This is a genomic window from Kitasatospora sp. MAA19, assembly GCF_029894125.1.
GTDB lineage: Bacteria > Actinomycetota > Actinomycetes > Streptomycetales > Streptomycetaceae > Kitasatospora.
Window position 1 is genome coordinate 130945 of the sequence record NZ_JARXYZ010000014.1, and the last position, 14357, is coordinate 145301.

Consider the following 14357-nt stretch of genomic DNA (forward strand, 5'->3'; position numbering starts at 1 on the left):
GTGCGGTCAAGGGTGGTGCTGCCGGTTGTGGCCGTCGGGCCGGTTCCGGCTGGTCAGTGCTCGCTGTCCAGGTGCGCCATCTGGGCGGCAGCGTAGCGGTCGCCCGCAGCGGCGCCGACGGGGACGGCCGCCTCGATGGAGGCGAGGTCGGCGTCGGTGAGCGTGACGTCCAGCGCGCCCAGGGCCTCGGTGAGGCGGTCGCGACGGCGGGCGCCGACCAGCGGGACGACGTCGTCACCGCGCGAGGCGACCCAGGCGATGGCGACCTGGGCGACGCTCGCCCCCTTCGCGGCGGCCACTTCGCGCAGCGCCTCGACGAGGGCGAGGTTGTGGGTCAGGTTGTCGCCCTGGAAGCGCGGGCTGTGGCCGCGGAAGTCGGTGCCGGCCAGGGGGCGGTCGGGGCTCCAGTGGCCGCTGAGCAGGCCGCGCGAGAGCACGCCGTAGGCGGTGATGCCGATGCCGAGCTCGCGGGCGGTGGGGAGGATGTCGCCCTCGATCGAGCGGGAGATCGGCGAGTACTCGATCTGCAGGTCGCTGATCGGGTGGACGGCGGCGGCGCGGCGCAGGGTGTCGGCGCCGACCTCGGACAGGCCGATGTGGCGGACGTAGCCGGCCTTGACCAGGTCGGCGATGGCGCCGACGGTCTCCTCGATCGGGACGTTCGGGTCGAGGCGGGCGGGGCGGTAGACGTCGATGTGGTCGGTGCGCAGGCGGCGCAGGGTGTAGGCGAGCGCGGTCTTGGTGGCGGCGGGGCTCGCGTCGTAGCCGAGCCACTGGCCGTCCGGGCCGCGCTGGGCGCCGAACTTCACGCTGATCTGCACGCTCTCGCGGGCGCGGCCGCGCAGGGCCTCGTGGATCAGCAGCTCGTTGTGGCCCATGCCGTAGAAGTCGCCGGTGTCGAGCAGGGTGACCCCGGCGTCGATCGCGGCGTGGATGGTGGCGATGCTCTCGGCCTCGTCGGCCGGGCCGTACAGGTCGGACATGCCCATGCAACCGAGGCCGAGGGCGGAGGTGACGGGGCCGGAGGCGCCGAGGGTGCGCTGTGTGGGACGGGGCGTCGTGGACACGGGGACTCCAGGGGAGGGCGTGGCGCCGTGGGTGGCGATGGGCGGGGTGCCCCGGAGACCACTATGGCACGACAGCGAACAGATTTCAAAATCTGTTCGCTGTCGTCTGTTATCTGTCATCTGAAACCTGTCATCTGTTACCCGCCGGTTCCGTCGCCGGGCAGTCGGTGCCCGGCCCCCAGTCCTCCCGTCCGCCCGGTGTCCGCAGCAGGTAGGCGCGGGCCGGTGGCAGGTTGTGCCACACCGTGCGCTCGCCCAGCCCGTACGTCGCCTCGAACTGCCGCAGCAGTCGCACCACTGCCCGGTGGCGGGCGCCCTGGCGGGGCCCCGAGGTCAGGGTGCGCGCCGTCGTCGTGCCGAGGTAGCCGAAGTACGTGAGCTCGCCCCCGGGCATCAGCAGCCGCAGGTACAGGTCGAGGAGGTGGCGTACCTGGGCCGGCTCGAAGTTGGTGAACGGCAGGCCCGACACGATCACGTCGTACCGCTCGTTCGCCTCGTTCGCCTCGTTCGCCTCGTCCGTCGTGTCCGTCGTGTCCGTCGCGTCCGTCGCGTCCGCCTCGTCCGTCGTGTCCGTCGCGCGCGCCCCGCCCCCTGGTCCCGTCCCGGCGGCCCGGCCGATCCCGTCCGGCGCGGTCGGCGCGGCCGGGCGGCACTGCGGCAGCTCCTCCACCCGGCAGGCCGACAGCCGCAGTGCGATGCCCGGGTGGCGCGCGGCCAGCGCGGGATCCTCCCGGAGCCGGTCGGCGAAGCGCGGATTGGCCTCGACGACGTGCAACCGGTCACCCGGGCGCAGCACTTGGGCCAGCCGACGGGTCACCACGCCCGTCCCGGCGCCGACCTCCAGCACGGAGATCGGCCGGTTCGGACGGCTGGTGACCGGCACCACCAGGGCGTTCACCAGTTCCGCGCCGCTCGGTGCCAGCGCACCGGTGTCGTGGAAGGTGCGCAGCGCCTCGGCGAGGAACAGCAGACGGTCCCCGCCGGACGGTGAACTGGGCGGCGGGGGAAGGGAGTCGGAGCGGGGGCGGAGCCGTTCGGTCGTCATGCCGTCGACGCTAGGCAGGCCCGCCGCCCCCCGAATCGGCCGACGAGCGGCGCCGCCCCCCGCCGAAAGTCGAGGGTGCGGCTACCCGGGAGAAGGGGGCGCCCGCCGGTCGACCGCCCGTAGCATCGAGACGGACGGACGGAGGCAGCCCGGAGGGAGCCCGATGCGGGAGGACGGGAGCGGCCCGATGCGCACAGCCCCACTGGGCTGGTACGGCCCGGACCGCCGGCCGTGGACGGACACGCTGCTGCTGCTCGGCATCCTCGCACTCACCGTCGAGGAAGCCTTCTTCCAGTGGGTCCACGCCGACGAGTCGCTGCGCCTGGCCCGGACGGTCGCGGCCGTCCTCGCCTCGCTCTCACTGCTGTTCGCCCGCCGCTACCCGATGGCCTCCGCCGTCCTGCCGGTGTTCACCGGCGGCCTGTTCAACCGCGCCTTTCCCGGACTGTTCAGCGTCTACTACCTCGCCTCCCTCGGCCGGACCGGCCCGGCGGCGGCCGGCGGCGCCGTCATCGCGGTGGTGAGCGCCACCCGGGCCGACTCGCTGGTCGGCTGGGCGGGCACCACCGGATCCCAACTCCTCGTCCAGGCCGCAACACTGTCCGTCGGCCTGTGGCTGCACGGCCGCCGGGTGCTGATCCGCACCCTGCACGAGCAGGTGGACGCGCTGCGCCGCGAGCGTGAGCTGCGCGCCGAACAGGCCCGGGCCGCCGAACGCGCCCGGATCGCCCGGGAGATGCACGACGTGCTCGCCCATCGCCTCAGCCTGCTGGTGCTGCACGCCGGGGTGTTGCGCGACCAGGCCCTGGCCGGCACCGTCACCGCGGACCCGGAGCGGCTCACCCACCGCCTCGAACTGCTGCGCACCACCGCCGCACGCTCGCTCGACGACCTGCGCGACGTCCTCGGCGCCCTGCGTGCCGACCCGCCGGCGCGACCGGTCGCCGAGGACGAGTCGACCGCACCGGCCGGGACGGCACGCGTCCCGGCGCCCGCGCTGCGCGACCTCACCGAACTCGTCGGCGAGGCCACCGCGGCCGGCCAGCAGGTCGAACTGGCCCTCTCCGGCGACCCGGAGACCGTGCCCACCACGCACCGGCTGGCCGTGCACCGCCTGGTCCAGGAGGCTCTGACCAACGCTCGCAAGTACGCGCACGCCGCGTCCGTCACCGTCCGGGTCCGCTACGGCGCCCCGGCCACCACCGTCGAGGTCCGCAACGGGCCGGGGGAGGCGTCGTCGAACGGGTCGGCCACCGGTGGCGGGTACGGTCTGGTCGGGCTCACCGAACGGGTCGGCGCGCTGGGCGGCCACCTCGACGCGGGGCCCGACGGCGGTGGCGGCTTCCGGCTCGCGGCCCGCCTGCCCGCGCCGGAGCGCCCACCGCAGGCCGTGCCCGGGGGGCCTGCCCCGGTCCCGTCCCCGTCCCTGCCCCCGGGCTCGCAGGAGGCGCCTTCTCCCGGTCCCGCCCCGCGCGCTGTCCCCGCCCCGCCCGCCCTCCCGCCCTCTGCTCCCGCCGCGATCTCGCAGCCGAAGGACGTCGCATGATCCGCACGATGGTGGTCGACGACGACGCGCTCGTTCGGCTCGGCCTCGTCGACCTCCTCACCCAGGACCCGGCCCTCACCGTCGTCGCCGAGGCCGCCGACGGACTGCAGGCCGTCGAACTCGCCCGCCGCCAGCGGATCGACGTGGCGCTCATGGACATCCGGATGCCGCGGCTCGACGGCATCGCCGCTACCAGGCGCCTGCGCGAACTGCCCGACGCCCCGCGGGTGATCGCGCTCACCACCTTCGATCTCGACGAGTACGTCTACCAGGCGCTCGCCGCCGGCGCCGACGGCTTCCTGCTCAAGGACACCCCGCCGGCCGAGATCGCCCGGGCCGTCCACGTCGTCGCCGGGGGCCAGGGGATGCTGCACCCGGCCGCCGCGCGGCGTCTCATCGACCGCTACCACCGCACCGGCGCGCCCCGGTCGGTCGCCGCCCGCAACCGGGTCGCCGGGCTGACCCCGCGCGAGACCGACGTGCTGCGCGAACTCGCCGACGGGCTCTCCAACGCGGAGATCGCGGGCGTCCTCGGGATGCGCGAGAGCACCGTCAAGGCGCACGTCAGCCGGATCCTGACCGCGCTCGGCGTCGGCAACCGGGTCCAGGCCGCGCTGCTCGCGCGCGACGCCGGGCTGGTCGAGGACGGCGCCTGAGGCGGGGCCCGCGCCCGCGCCTGGGGCGGTGCCGGAGACGGTGGCTGGGACGGCGCCCGGGGCGGTGCCGGATGGGGCCGGTGGGGCCGGTGGTGGGGCGGCGGCCTGCTGCTCCTGCGGTCGCCCGGTGGTGCGTCGGGTGACGGGTGGGGCGTCAGGTCGGCCGGTGTTCGCGTGGGTGTTCCCGGGGGGTCAGGCTGGGCCCCCCTGAGCCGGTCGCGTGCTCCCGGTTCGTACCGCGCGCTGAGCCGATGTCACCCATCCGGCGTGGAAATCCCGCGCCTTGGCGCTTTGCGCTGCCGAACCCGGGCGGCGGGTCCATGGTGGAGATGGGCGCGATCCGGCGACCGCGCCCGCGCGCCGATCCAGGCCCGCGCGCCGCGCGCCCGCCGCTGCTCTCCGACGGGTGCCCGAGGCTGAGGGCCCGGTCCCGGCACGCTGGGAGCAGGGCCACCTCGCAGGAAACCGAACGGTTCTTCTAGGCTCACATCTCGGCTTCCCTGCGGCGGTGCGGCCACTGCGCCCGCCGTCAGGAAGCCGCCGTCCACGGGGCCCCGGGCGGACCGGGGCCACCGGATCGAGCGAGGAGGACGCAATGCCAAGCACGCCGCCCAACCGTTCCACCGCACTTGGGCCAGACGAGCCGTTCCGAAGGGCCGCACACCATACCGGTCGATCGGTGTGGTCCGGCCGGGCCTGGCAGCCGGGTTGGGGCGGTCGGCCGGTACGGCCGCTGAATACCGGCAGCGGCCGCGGAGGCGAACGTTGAGTCCCCAGATCGTCGGGTCGCCCGCCGCACCGAGTGCCGCCGCCGACCTCGACGGTGCCCCCGCGCCAGCCCCCGTGCCCGTGCCCGTGTCCGCCCCCGCGCCCGCGGCTGTTTCCGAGCGCGCCCCCGCCGCCGTCCCGGCCGCCGCCGACGGTGAGGCACTCACCACCGCCGTCACCGTCACCGTTTCCGCTGCCGCCACCGCTGCTGTCACCGTCTCCGCAGCGGCCACCGCTGCGGTCACCGCGGCGCTACCCGGCCTGCCGCTGGCCCTCAGTACGCGCGCCCGTACGCTGGCCGGCGCCGTTCGACGCCGCTGCGTGGACCTGGCCCGGATCGAGTCGCCCAGTGGTGACGCTCCCCGACTCGACGCCCTCGCCGAGGAGTTGACCGCTGGTTTCAGCGCCACCGGCGCCACCGCCCTCCGTGAACCCGGGCCGGCCGGCGACCACCTCGTCCTGGAGTGGGAGGGGCAGGACGAGACCCTGCCGCACCTGCTGATCGTCGGCCACCACGACACCGTCTGGCCGGTCGGTACCCTCGCCGACTGGCCGGTCACCGAGCAGGACGGTCGACTCAGCGGCCCCGGCGTCGTCGACATGAAGGGTGGACTCGCCATTCTGGAGGGCGCGTTCGCTCTGCTCGCCGACCTCGGTCAGCGCCCCCACCGCACCGTCCGGTTGGTCGTCGTCTCCGACGAGGAGGTCGGCAGCCCGGACGGGCGGCGCCTGGTCGAGCGCCAACTGCGCGGTGCGGCGGCGGTGATCGGGCTCGAACCGCCCCACCCCGACGGCCGGTTGAAGACCGCCCGGCGCGGCAGCACCCGGGTGCGGCTCACCGTCACCGGGCGTGAGGCCCACGCGGGCAACGACGCCCACGACGGGGTGTCGGCGGTGGACGAACTCGTCGACCAGCTCGTCGTCGTTCGCGGCCTCGCAGGCCAGCCGGGTACCGAGCTCAACGCCGGTCGGATCAGCGGGGGTTCGCGGGCCAACGTGGTCGCGGGGCGGGCCGAGGCCGAGCTCGGTCTGCGGTTCTCCACTGCGGAGGCGCAGCGCCGTACGCTCGACAACCTCGCCCGGCTCACGGCGCTGCGGCCGGGGGCCAGGGTCCGGACCGAAGTGCTTTCCAGCCGCCCGGCGTGGCCCGAGCGCACCGGCAACCCGCTGCTGCGGCACGTCCGTTCGCTCGCCGCGGTGCTCGGGCAGCAACTGGACGGCGGTCCGGCGGGCGGCGCGGGGGACACCAACCTGCCGGGCTCGCGCGGGCTGCCCACGCTGGACGGCTTCGGCGCGGTCGGTGCCGGCGCCCACGCCCGGCACGAGCACATCCGCCTCGACCAGTTGGCGCCCCGGATCGCCCTGCTGGCCACGCTCCTCGCCGTACCGCTGCCGAGGCTGCGCGACCGTACGGAGGGTTGATCGGCGGTCGGCGGTCGGCGGTCGGCGGTCGGCGGTCGGCAGTCGGCGGCTACCGGCTACCGGCTGGCGCTCGGCGGCGAACAGAGAACAGCAGACGGCTGACAAGTAACAGATGACAGATAACAGCTAACAGATTTTGAAATCTGTTAGCTGTTATCTGTTCGCCGCCACCCATCACCACCCTCCCCCTGCTCGCGTCCCTTGCCATCCCTCCGCCTCGCCGCGCAGAATGGTACCGACCGAACGGTCAGTCGGTTGGCGCTCAGGGCGCCGGCGCGGGACACGAGAGGTGATCGTGGTGACAGCAGAGGTGGCCGAGGCGGTCCCCGCGCAGGCGCAGGAGGACCGGTTCGAGGCGGTGGTCGCCGCCGAGCAGCGGATCGAGCCCAGGGACTGGATGCCCGACGCCTACCGGGCCACGCTGATCCGCCAGATCGCCCAGCACGCCCACTCCGAGATCATCGGCATGCAGCCCGAGGGCAACTGGCTCACCCGTGCCCCCTCGCTGCGCCGCAAGGCGATCCTGCTCGCCAAGGCCCAGGACGAGGCCGGCCACGGCCTCTACCTCTACGCCGCCGCCGAGACCCTGGGCGTCGACCGCGCCGAACTCACCGAGAAGCTGATCTCCGGCCGCCAGAAGTACTCCTCGATCTTCAACTACCCGACCCTCACCTTCGCCGACGTCGGCGTGATCGGCTGGTTGGTCGACGGCGCCGCGATCTGCAACCAGGTCCCGCTCTGCCGTTGCAGCTACGGCCCGTACGCCCGCGCGATGGTGCGGATCTGCAAGGAGGAGTCCTTCCACCAGCGCCAGGGCTACGAGCTGCTGATGACCTTGATGCGCGGCACCGACGCCCAGCGCCGGATGGTGCAGGACGCGGTGGACCGCTGGTGGTGGCCGTCACTGATGATGTTCGGCCCCCCGGACGCCGACTCGCCGAACACCGCCCGCTCGATGGCCTGGCGGATCAAGCGGCACACCAACGACGAGCTGCGCCGGCGCTTCGTCGACATGACCGTCCCGCAGGCCGAGCACCTGGGCGTCACGCTCCCGGACCCCGAGCTGCGCTGGAACGAGGAACGCGGTGGCTGGGACTTCGGTGAGCCGGACTGGTCCGAGCTGACCAGGGTCATCCACGGTCAGGGTCCGTGCAACGCCCAGCGGGTCGATCGCCGGCGGGCCGCGCACGAGGACGGCGCCTGGGTCCGCGAGGCGGCCGTCGCGTACGCGGCCAAGCGCCGCGCCGAACAGTCCGCCGAATCCGGACACGCCGAAGGGACCGAGCGGCCTGCGACGGCCGGACAGCACGCGCCCACCGGCGAGCACACGGAACACGGCGAGCACACGGAACAGGAGAACGGAAAGTGACGGAGTCCAAGGCCGGCTGGCCGCTGTACGAGGTGTTCGTGCGCCCGCGGCGCGGGCTGAACCACGTCCACGTCGGTTCGCTGCACGCGTCCGACGACCGGATGGCCCTGCTCGCCGCCCGCGACCTCTACACCCGCCGCAACGAGGGCGTCAGCCTCTGGGTGGTCCGCTCGGACGCGATCACCGCCTCCACCCCGGACGAGCGCGACCCGTTCTTCGAGCCCAGCGGCGACAAGGTCTACCGCCACCCGACCTTCTACGACATCCCCGAGGATGTCCCGCACATCTGACGGGGGAACCGCCATGCAGGACCACAGCACCCAAGCCGACGTCGACGACCACGTGTACCTCGGCCTCGCCGAGGCCGCCCCCGGCCCCGAGGGCGAGGGCCGCTGGGCGTACGGGACGGGCTTCGCCGACCCGCTGCTCGGCGTGGACACCGCCCTGCCCCCCGGCGTGGACGGCGCGGACCTCGCCGCCTGTTGCCTGATGCTCGGCGACGACGCCCTGGTCCTCGCCCAGCGGCTGATCGAGTGGTGCACCCGGGCGCCCGAACTGGAGGAGGAGGTCGCGCTCGCCAACCTGGGCCTCGACCTGCTCGGCCAGGCCCGCCTGCTGCTCACCCGGGCCGGACAGGCGGACGGCTCCGGCCGCACCGAGGACGACCTGGCGTACTGGCGGGAGGAGCACGAGTTCCGCAACGTCCGCCTGGTCGAGGTGCCGAACGGCGACTTCGCCCACTCGATCGCCCGGCTGCTGCTGTTCGCCACCGCGCGCTGCGCGCTGTACGAGGCGCTGAGCGCGCACCCGGACCCGGTGCTGGCGGCGGTCGCCGCCCGGGGCGTCAAGGAGCTGGCGTACCACCGCGAGTACGCCACCGCCTGGACGCTGCGGCTCGGCGACGGCACGCCGTACTCGTCGGCGCGGATGCAGGCCGGGCTGGACGCGGTCTGGCCGCTGCTGGACGAACTGTTCACGGCCCACCCGGCGGAGCTGCGGGCGGGCGTCGACCCGGCGGTGCTGCGCGAACCGGTGCTGCGCTCGCTCTCCGCCGTCCTCGCCGAAGCCGGGTTGACCGTGCCGGACGTGCCGCCGCTGGCCTCCGTGCTCGGCCGGGCCGGCCGGGACGGCGTGCACACCGAGGCGCTCGGCCCGCTGCTCGCCGAGCTTCAGGTGCTGGCCCGCGCACACCCGGGGGCGACGTGGTGAGCGCGACGGTGGCGGAGCGCGGGGCGGCCTGGGAGGTCGCGGCGGCCGTCCCGGACCCGGAACTGCCCATGCTGACCCTGGCCGACCTGGGCGTGCTGGCCGAGGTCGAGGTGGACGGCGGCGCGGTGACCGCCTGGCTGACCCCGACGTACTCGGGCTGCCCCGCCGTCGCCGAGATGGCCGCCGACGTGGACCGCCGGTTGCGCGCGGCCGGGTACCGGGACGTCCGGGTCCGGCTGCGGCTGGATCCGCCGTGGTCCACCGATCTGATCACCGCCGAGGGCCGCCGCAAGCTCGCCGAGGCGGGTATCGCCCCGCCGCGCCCGACCTCCGCCGTCGCCGCGGCCGGTCCGGTCCCGCTCGCGCTCGGCCCGACCCGCACCGCCGCTCCCGTGCCCTGCCCGCGCTGCGGCGGCGCGGACACGGAGGAGCTGTCCCGCTTCGGTTCCACCGCCTGCAAGGCGCTCTGGCGTTGCCGCGCCTGCCGGGAGCCGTTCGAACGCGTCAAGGAGATCTGAATGCCCGCCGCCTCGCACGCCGCCTCGCCGGCGGACACCACCGCCGACGCGCCTGCCGACGCCACCACCGCCTCGCCCGTCGGCGCCACCGCCGAGGCCCAGGCCCCGGCCCTGGCCACCGCTGGGCGCCCCGCCCGCCGTCCGGCGTTCCACCGGCTGCGGATCGAGCAGGTCGAGCGGCTCTGCGAGGACGCCGTGGCGGTCACCTTCGCGGTGCCGGACGGCCTCGCGGCGCAGTTCGCCTTCCGGCCGGGGCAGACCCTGACGCTGCGCAAGGTGGTGGACGGCACCGACGAGCGCCGCTCGTACTCGATCTGTGCCCCCGCCGGCGGTCCGCTGCGGATCGCCGTCCGGGAGGTGCCCGGCGGGCTGTTCTCCCGCTGGCTGGTGCGGGACGCGGGGCCGGGCGAGGAGGTGGAGGTGCTGACGCCGTCGGGCCTGTTCACCCCGGACCTCGGTGTCCCCGCCGACCACGTGCTGCTCGCGGCCGGTTCCGGCATCACCCCGATGCTGTCGATCGCCGCGTCCGTCCTGGCCGCCGACCGCCGCTCCACCGTCACCCTGCTGTACGGCAACCGGCGCAGCGACACCGTGATGTTCGCGGACGAGCTGGCCGACCTGAAGGACCGCTACCTCGGCCGCTTCCAGCTGGTCCACGTCCTGTCCCGGGAGACCCGCGACGCCGAACTGCTCAGCGGTCGGCTGGACCCCGAGCGGGTGCGGGCACTGCTGGCGGCGCTGGTGGACGTCGGGAGTGTCGGGCACTGGTGGCTCTGCGGCCCGTTCGGCATGGTCGCCGGTGCGAAGGAGCTGCTCGCCGGGCTGGGCGTGCCGGGCGGGCGCGTGCACCAGGAGCTGTTCCACGCCGAGGACGAGCCGGTCGCCGAGCGCCCGGCGGACCGGGACGGCACGGACGGGACGGCCGAGGGCGCGCACAGCGAGGTCACCGTCGTCCTCGACGGGCGCGGCAGCACACTGTCGCTTCCGTGTGACCGGTCGATCCTGGACGGCGCCCAGCGCTCCCGCCCCGACCTGCCGTTCGCCTGCAAGGGCGGGGTCTGCGGCACCTGCCGGGCCCTGGTCACCGAGGGCGAGGTCGAGATGCGCCGCAACTTCGCGCTGGAGGAGAAGGAGCTGGCCGCCGGCTACGTCCTCACCTGCCAGGCCCGCCCGCTCACCGACCGGGTGACGGTCGACTACGACCGCTGAGCGGCCGGCGTCGCGGCGTGCGGGCTCGCGGGCTCGGGGGCTCGCGGGCTCGCGGGCTCGGGGGCTCGCGCAGGCTCGGGGACTCGGCGGCTCGGCCGAGTCCCACCCTGACCTGCTCGGCCGCCGAGCGTTTCAGACCGTGGCCGGGACGGGGAGCTTCACCGGTTCACCGAGCAGGCGGACGAGGTCGTTGACGGCGGCGCGCCCGGCCCGGTTCGCCCCGACGGTACTGGCGGAGGGCCCGTAGCCGACCAGGTGGACGCGCGGATCGGCGGTGGCTCGGGTGCCGGTGAGCGCGATGCCGCCGCCGGGGGAGCGCAGCCCGAGCGGGGCCAGGTGGCCGACCTCGGGGCGGAAGCCGGTGGCCCACACGATCGCGTCCACCGCCAGTTCCTCGTCCCCCCAGGCGACGCCGTGCTCGGTGAGCCGGTCGAACATCGGACGGCGGTGCAGCGCGCCCAGCTCCTCCGCGCGCCGGTAGGAGACCGACGGACCGAGCCCGGTCACGCTCACCACGCTGCGCACCGGCAGACCCTGCCGGACCCGCTCCTCGACCTTGGCGACCACCGCGCGCCCGTACTCTGGGGTGAACGGCCCGTCGTGGTAGACCGGCGGGGTCCGGGTGACCCAGACCGTCTCGCCGACCGCCGCCACCTCCGACAGCACCTGGATCGCGGAGGCGCCCCCGCCCACCACCAGGACGCGCCGGCCGGCGAACTCCTCGGGGCCCCGGTAGTCGGCGTAGTGCAGCTGGCGCCCGGCGAAGCGGCCCGGGTAGTGCGGGAGGAAGGGGCGGGTCCAGGTGCCGGTGGCGTTGATCAGCGCGCGGGTGGACCAGGTGCCGTGGTCGGTCTCGACCAGCAGCCGGGAGTCCGGGCGGTCGGTCTCGGCGCGCACCGCGTGAACGGCGACGGGGCGTATGACCGGGAGCGCGTGCCGGGCCTCGTACGCGGAGAAGTACCCCGGCACCACCTCGCGCGCCGGGGCCTCGGGATCGGGCGCGGGGAGCTCGGCGTCCGGCAGGTCGTGGAAGCCGTGCACGGTGGCCATCCGCAGGGAGGGCGAGCGGTGGGCCCAGGCGCCGCCCGGCGCGGGGTTGGCGTCGAGCACGACGAAGCCGCCGTCGGCGTCCGCCCGGTAGGGGGCGAAGCCGCGGCGGCGCAGGTGGTAGGCGGCGGACAGTCCCGCCTGCCCGGCGCCCACCACCAGGACGTCCACGCGTCGCTGCCCGTCGTTGGTTGCACCGTAAACAGTCACGCCGGTGAAACATCGGGGGTGCGGCGGGTGTTCCCTGGACGCCTGCCTGCGGGGGCCTGCCCGGGAGACCGGGCCGCGGGGCCTGCCGGTGAAGCCGGTCCGCGGGAGTGTCAGGCGGCCGGGGAGATCACCGCGGCCGTGCCATAGGCGCAGACCTCGGTGCCGACGTCCGCCGCCTCCGTGACGTCGAAGCGCATCATCAGCACCGCGTTGCCGCCGCGCGCCTTGGTCTGCTCGATCAGGCGCTCCATCGCCTCGTTGCGGCTCTCGACCAGGGTCTTCGTCAGACCCCGAAGCTCGCCGCCGATCAGCGACTTCAGCCCGGCGCCGATCTGGCTGCCGATGTGGCGGCTGCGCACGGTCAGTCCGAAGACCTCGCCGATCACGTGATCGACCCGGAAGCCGGGGATGTCGTTGGTGGTCACGACCAGGACGTCGGCGTTCGGGCCCTGCCCGCCGCCGTACTCGTTGATGTCAGCCATGGGCCCATCCTGCCGGTGTCGTGCGTCCGAGTGACAGAGGCGGGGCCGGGGGATGGCCGAGAAGGGGTCCAGAAGCTGGTTCAGACCGGTGATCGGGCGGCCGAAAGGCCGTACCGTAGCCCCATGGGCGAGCGAAGCGATCATCCACAGGGGCCGGGCGCGGCGGAGGACTCCGGTGCGCAGGAGATCGAGGCGACGGTGGTGCTGGGCCTGCGGATCACCGACTGGCCGGCGCTGCGCGCCGCCGCGATCAGGGCTGTCGAGGAGCTGGTGTTCGAGGGCAACGATCCGGCCGGTCAGCGCCGTGAGCTGCTGCGCGAGGTCGCAGAGGATGCCAACGCGGCGCTCGGCGCGCTGCTGCACCCGGACCGGTTGGTGGCCGCGATCCCCGGGGTCGAGGCGATCGGCGGCACGTTGGAGATCAGCGTGACCGAGGACTTCGCGCCGGACTTCGCCGAGCTGTTCCCGCTGGAGGGCGACGAGGACGAGGAGGGCGGCGCGGGGGCGGACTGGACCCTCACCCCGCGCACCGCCTGTCTCCTGCACGCCCAACTCCTCGGCCTGGCCGACGCCGCCTACGACGACCTCGACGAGCACGGCGACGACCCGGTCTCCGAGGCCGATGACGCCGACTGGACGGTCTATGCCCGGCTGCCCCAGCGCACCTGGCGGCTGCACCGGAGCTGGCGCCGCGCCATGGCCCGGGCCTTCGACGACCTTGCTGACGACCTCGCCCTCGGCGAGTGGCCGCTGCCGCGTTGCCTGGCTGAGGAGATCGCGCTGCGGATGGCCCTGGTGGACGCCCGGGCCCTGCTCGGTGCGCAGCCCGAGTCGGTGGCCGACATGATGGGCGACCTGCCGGCCGACCTGTACGACTACGACTGGGACGGCTGCCACGACGAGCTGTTCGGCGTCTACGGGCCGGACGACGGCGACCCGGAGCTGGGCTCCGAGCAGCGCACCGAGGTGCTGCTGGCGGCCACGCACCCGGAGGGCTGGTTCCTGACGTACGAGGACGCGGAGGCGCGGGACCTGCAGCGCGGCTACCGGCGCTGACCGGTCGCTCGTCCTGCACCGGTCGGCCTTCGGGTCGCCCGGCACGTCGCCTTCCGGGCGCTGCGGCGGGTGGGCGGTTAGGCTGCGGACATGTCCGATATGTCTGATGTGCGCGCCGAGTCCGGGTGGTCGGACGGGGCGGACGAGGCACCCGGGGCGGACGGTTCTGCGGCCGGTTCTGCGGCGGGTTCTGCGGCAGGCGGGGACGACCCGGTGCTCACCCGGATCGGGTTCGGACTGGACGGTGTGCAGGCCGCGCAGCGCGGGCGGACGGCTGAGGCGCGGGCCAGCTTCGAGGAGCTCTGGGCGGCACTGGGCGAGCGGGGCGACGTCTTCCACCGCTGTGTCCTCGCCCACTACCTGGCCGACCTGCAGGACGATCCGCAGGCCGAACTGGAGTGGGACCGGCGGGCGCTGGCCGCCGCCGACTCGCTCACCGCCGAGCGGGCCCAGACGTACGAGTCCGCCCTCCAGGTGCGTGCGTTCTACCCCTCGCTGCACCTCAACCTGGCCTCCGACCACCTCAAGCTCGGCGAGCCCGACCTCGCGCGCGAGCAGCTCGAGCGCGCCGTGCGCAGCCTGGACGCGTTGCCCGAGGACGCCTACGGTGCGAGCATCCGGACGGCCGTCGACGAGCTGCGGCAGCGGCTGCGCTGAGCGGGGCGGGGTGGGGCGGGGTGAGCCGGGGCGGACCGGGAGGGTCGTTCGGGGACTCCGGGCACCGGGTGATCACCGGGGTGGCGGGGCTGGCAT

General features: G+C 74.7%; 14 protein-coding genes. 10 read left to right on the forward strand and 4 right to left on the reverse strand.

The features are described 5' to 3' along the window. Positions 1-53: 53 nt before the first annotated feature. Together P3T27_RS22170 and P3T27_RS22175 are read right to left on the reverse strand one after the other, a co-directional pair. A complete protein-coding gene (locus tag P3T27_RS22170) occupies positions 54-1067 on the reverse strand; it encodes an aldo/keto reductase (RefSeq protein ID WP_280681063.1) in 1014 nt (337 codons plus the stop codon). 130 nt (positions 1068-1197) lie between these two features. Continuing rightward, the gene (locus tag P3T27_RS22175; RefSeq protein WP_280681065.1) at positions 1198-2112 is read right to left on the reverse strand and encodes a hypothetical protein; all 915 of its coding nucleotides are present in this window, start codon (positions 2110-2112) and stop codon (positions 1198-1200) included. A 187-nt stretch (positions 2113-2299) separates the two neighbouring features. Between P3T27_RS22175 and P3T27_RS22180 the strand changes: the two genes are divergently transcribed. The 8 genes from P3T27_RS22180 to paaE all read left to right on the forward strand — a co-directional run bounded on the left by P3T27_RS22180 (position 2300) and on the right by paaE (position 10809). After that, on the forward strand, positions 2300-3658 hold the full coding sequence (locus tag P3T27_RS22180) for a histidine kinase (protein ID WP_280681067.1): 1359 nt from the start codon (positions 2300-2302) through the stop codon (positions 3656-3658). Next, entirely contained in the window at positions 3655-4314 is a 660-nt protein-coding gene (locus P3T27_RS22185) for a response regulator transcription factor (RefSeq protein ID WP_280681068.1), read from the forward strand. Before P3T27_RS22180 ends, P3T27_RS22185 begins: the two co-directional genes overlap by 4 nt. 765 nt (positions 4315-5079) lie before the next feature. Beyond that, entirely contained in the window at positions 5080-6504 is a 1425-nt protein-coding gene (locus P3T27_RS22190) for a M20 family metallopeptidase (protein WP_280681069.1), read from the forward strand. A 289-nt stretch (positions 6505-6793) separates the two neighbouring features. Next, positions 6794-7873, forward strand: coding sequence for a 1,2-phenylacetyl-CoA epoxidase subunit PaaA (gene paaA, locus P3T27_RS22195; protein WP_280681071.1), 1080 nt, complete (start codon positions 6794-6796; stop codon positions 7871-7873). After that, positions 7870-8163, forward strand: a complete 294-nt coding sequence (gene paaB, locus P3T27_RS22200) for a 1,2-phenylacetyl-CoA epoxidase subunit PaaB (protein ID WP_030234269.1) — start codon at positions 7870-7872, stop codon at positions 8161-8163. Before paaA ends, paaB begins: the two co-directional genes overlap by 4 nt. A 13-nt stretch (positions 8164-8176) precedes the next feature. Then, positions 8177-9082 carry a 1,2-phenylacetyl-CoA epoxidase subunit PaaC gene (gene paaC / locus P3T27_RS22205; protein WP_280681074.1) on the forward strand — a complete coding sequence of 302 codons (906 nt, stop codon included), beginning with the start codon at positions 8177-8179 and terminating at the stop codon, positions 9080-9082. Then, positions 9079-9600: a 1,2-phenylacetyl-CoA epoxidase subunit PaaD gene (paaD, locus tag P3T27_RS22210; RefSeq protein WP_280681075.1), complete on the forward strand. Its 522-nt coding sequence runs from the start codon at positions 9079-9081 to the stop codon at positions 9598-9600. The genes paaC and paaD overlap by 4 nt, the downstream gene beginning before the upstream one ends. Beyond that, positions 9601-10809, forward strand: a complete 1209-nt coding sequence (gene paaE / locus P3T27_RS22215; RefSeq protein ID WP_280681077.1) for a 1,2-phenylacetyl-CoA epoxidase subunit PaaE — start codon at positions 9601-9603, stop codon at positions 10807-10809. Positions 10810-10941: 132 nt separating this feature from the next. On the opposite strand, the gene P3T27_RS22220 is transcribed toward paaE, so the two are convergent. Both P3T27_RS22220 and P3T27_RS22225 read right to left on the reverse strand, forming a co-directional pair. Further along, the gene (locus P3T27_RS22220) at positions 10942-12066 is read right to left on the reverse strand and encodes an NAD(P)-binding domain-containing protein (RefSeq protein ID WP_280681079.1); all 1125 of its coding nucleotides are present in this window, start codon (positions 12064-12066) and stop codon (positions 10942-10944) included. Positions 12067-12176: 110 nt separating this feature from the next. Next, positions 12177-12548 (reverse strand): YbjQ family protein, encoded by a 372-nt coding sequence (locus P3T27_RS22225; RefSeq protein WP_280681080.1) that lies wholly within the window; start codon positions 12546-12548, stop codon positions 12177-12179. 123 nt (positions 12549-12671) lie between these two features. Here P3T27_RS22225 and P3T27_RS22230 point away from each other — a divergent pair, with 123 nt between their 5' ends. Then, entirely contained in the window at positions 12672-13604 is a 933-nt protein-coding gene (locus P3T27_RS22230; protein WP_280681082.1) for a hypothetical protein, read from the forward strand. 90 nt (positions 13605-13694) lie between these two features. Beyond that, on the forward strand, positions 13695-14261 hold the full coding sequence (locus P3T27_RS22235) for a hypothetical protein (RefSeq protein ID WP_280681084.1): 567 nt from the start codon (positions 13695-13697) through the stop codon (positions 14259-14261). Positions 14262-14357: the final 96 nt, after the last annotated feature.